Genomic DNA, 3,112 nt, shown 5'->3' with positions numbered 1-3,112 from the left:
CCCCTACTCCCCTCTAGCCAATCTTGTTGGGGATCCTGGCCTCTATCCTGCTGAAGGCGAAGACCAGAATACCGGTGATCGTCATGTAAATCAGCGCCAGCAGCAGCAGGGGCTCATAGGTGAGGTAGGTGTCCTGCCGCACCTTGGACGAAACGGCGAAGATGTCGATGACACTGATCGTTGCCACCAGCGGCGTCGATTTCAACTGCAGCACGGTCTCGCCGGTCAGCGTCGGCAGCGCCCGGTAGATGGCCTGCGGCAGCCAGATCCGCCGGAATGCCTTCCAGCGGCTCATGCCGAAGGCACGCGCCGCCTCCAGTTGTCCCTTGGGCACACCGGCAAAGGCGCCACGCATCACCTCGCCCTCATAGCCGGCGAAAGACAGGGTCAACGCCAGCACGCCATAGGGCCAGGCTTGCCTGAGATATGGCCACATCCAGGATTCGCGGATCCACGGATATTGCGGGAACAGCGAACCCAGGCCGTAATAGAGCAGCCAGAGCTGGATCAGCAGCGGCGTGCCCCGGATCACCGTGCAGAACACCTTGGCAGGCGCGGCGAACCAGAATGAGCCGGCGGCTTGCGCCAGCCCGAGCGGCACGGCGAGCAGAAAGCCCAGCACGCAGGTGACGGCCAGGATCCACAGCGACCGCCAGATGCCGATCAAGCCCATTTCATAATATTGCGGCAGCCAGTCCCAGCGCATGAAAAAGGCAGCCGACAAAACAAGGCCCAGTGCGATCAGGATCAGCACGATGCGGTGCGGCTGCAGCCACAGCGATGTTCGCGCGACGACGTTGATGATGGCAGCCTCGTTGGCCATCAGCGCGCCTCCTTGAGCGAAGGCATGCCGCGCCGCGACCAGGTCTCGACCCGGCCGATGACGAGGTTGGAGAACAGCGACAAAAGCAGATAGAGCACGCCCGCCGCGAAAAAGAAGGTGAAATAGGCTTTGGTGACACCCGCCGCCTGCCGCGTCGCCAGCGCCAGTTCGTAGAAGCCGACGACCGCCAATAGCGCGGTATCCTTGGTGGCGATCAGCCAGAGATTGGCGAGGCCCGGTATGGCGAAGGGCAGCATTGACGGCAAGGTGATGCGCCGCAACAGCAGGCCCGGAGACATTCCATAGGCGCGGGCGGCCTCGATCTGGCCCTGCGGAATGGCCAGGATCGCGCCGCGTATCACCTCTGTCGAATAGGCGCCCTGGACGAAGCCGAGCACGGCGATGCCGGCGGCAAGGCCGCTCACGTCGACGCGCTGATAGCCCATGGCCGTCAGCGCCTGATTGATCAGGTCGGTTCCGGCGTAATAGAGCAGCAGGATCAGCACCAGTTCGGGCACAGCCCGCACGATGGTGGTGTAGACCGCCAGGAGATCGCGCACCACCGGCCCGCCATAAAGCTTGCCATAGGCGCCGCCGGTGCCGATCAGAAGGCCGAGGCACGTGGCGCCCAGCGCGATCTCGATGGAGTGCAGCAGCCCGACCAGAAGCGTCCCGCCCCAGCCTGGCGGGTAGGGCGAGAGAAGCTCGGTGATGCCGGCCGCGGAGGCCGAAAGAAGTGCGTCGATCAGCGTCGCCCCCGAAGTGCTGGCCAACCGCCGACGGCTGCGTCGGCGGCAAACATGCCTGGGAAAGATCGGGCAGGTGGGGCACGGCGCTGACGCCATACCCCACCGCTCATACGAGGATCGTCAGTTCGACTGCGCGCCGCCGCCGCCGTAAATGTCGAAATCGAAGTATTTCTTCGAGATCTCGTCATACTTCCCGTTGGCGCGGATCGCCTTGATGCCGGCGTTGATTTTGCCCTTCAGTTCGGTGTCTTCCTTGCGCACGCCGGCGCCGACGCCCGGTCCGAGCACTTCGTCATCGGGAGCGACCATGCCCTTCAGGTCGCAGCAGGCCTTGCCCTGGTCGGATTTCAGGAACTCGCCAAGCGCGATGGAATCGGCCTGAACCGCATCGAGGCGGCCGGCGGCAAGATCGTTGTTGGCTTCGTCCTGGGTCTGGTATTCCTTGATCTCGGAGGCTGTGCTGCCAAAATGTTTCTTGGCGTAGACAGCGTGCACCGTCGAAACCTGCACGCCGACGATCTTGCCCTTGAGGTCGTCCGGGGCGGAGCCGAATTTCTGGTCCTTCGGGCCGATGATCGCGGTCGGCGTGTTATAGTACTTGTCCGAGAAATCGATCGTCTTCGCGCGCTCGGCGGTGATCGACATCGAGGAGACGATGAGGTCGATCTTCTTGGTCGTCAGTGCCGGGATGATGCCGTCCCAGGCGACCGGGGTAATGACGCAATCGAGCTTCTCCTCGGCGCAGACGGCATCGATGAAGTCGATCTCCCAGCCAACCCACTTGCCCGAAGCATCGGGCGAGGTGAAGGGCGGATAAGGCTCGGCGGCGACGCCGATCTTGACGGGATCGGCCTTGGCCACGCCCATGGCTGCGACGCCGAGCAGCAGCGCTGCGGCAAATGTCTTCAGAACGGTCTTCATTTCATAACTCCCAGTTTGTTGTTGGTTCCCGGTTTTCTTCCGTCCCGGCCTGTTCTAGCCGATGTTGCGGATGAACTGCTTCAGCCTTTCGGATTTGGGCGCGCCGAAGATCTGCTCGGGCGGGCCTTCTTCCTCGACCAATCCATTGTAGAGATAGACGACATGCGTCGCGACCTCGCGGGCGAACTTCATCTCGTGGGTGACCAGCACCATGGTGCGGCCTTCGCGCGCCAGGTCGCCGATCACCTTCAGCACTTCACCGACCAGCTCGGGATCGAGTGCGGAGGTGGGCTCGTCGAACAGCATGACGCGCGGATTGATGGCCAGCGCACGGGCGATCGCCGCGCGCTGCTGCTGGCCGCCCGACAGATAGGCCGGATAGACGTCGCGCTTTTCGGCCAGACCGACACGGGCGAGCAGTTTCTCGGCCTCGCCGATCGCCACATCGCGCTTGACGCCAAGCACATGTACGGGAACTTCGATGACGTTTTCGATCAGCGTCATGTGGCTCCACAGGTTGAAGTTCTGGAACACCATGCCGAGCTTGGAGCGGATGCGCTCGATCTGCTTGCGGTCGGCCGGAATGGTGTGGCCGTGGCTGTCGGCCTTGAGCTTGATC

4 protein-coding genes are annotated in these 3,112 nt (G+C 63.1%); all 4 read right to left on the bottom strand.

Annotated features, from left to right (window positions below; all coding sequences use genetic code 11):
- Positions 1-13: 13 nt before the first annotated feature.
- Positions 14-823: an ABC transporter permease gene (locus EN964_RS30115; protein WP_027039831.1), complete on the bottom strand. Its 810-nt coding sequence runs from the start codon at positions 821-823 to the stop codon at positions 14-16.
- On the bottom strand, positions 823-1,488 hold the full coding sequence (locus tag EN964_RS30110) for an ABC transporter permease (protein WP_164749059.1): 666 nt from the start codon (positions 1,486-1,488) through the stop codon (positions 823-825). The genes EN964_RS30115 and EN964_RS30110 overlap by 1 nt, the downstream gene beginning before the upstream one ends.
- A 204-nt stretch (positions 1,489-1,692) precedes the next feature.
- Positions 1,693-2,493, bottom strand: coding sequence for a transporter substrate-binding domain-containing protein (locus EN964_RS30105; protein WP_023811511.1), 801 nt, complete (start codon positions 2,491-2,493; stop codon positions 1,693-1,695).
- Between the two features lie 54 nt (positions 2,494-2,547).
- The coding region (locus EN964_RS30100) for an ATP-binding cassette domain-containing protein (protein ID WP_127277112.1) at positions 2,548-3,112 on the bottom strand (565 nt) is incomplete at its 5' end.

The organism is Mesorhizobium sp. M7A.F.Ca.CA.001.10.2.1, assembly GCF_003998575.1.
Classification (GTDB): domain Bacteria; phylum Pseudomonadota; class Alphaproteobacteria; order Rhizobiales; family Rhizobiaceae; genus Mesorhizobium.
The sequence above is the reverse complement of the archived record's forward strand: the minus strand, read 5'-3'. Positions and strand labels throughout refer to the sequence as shown.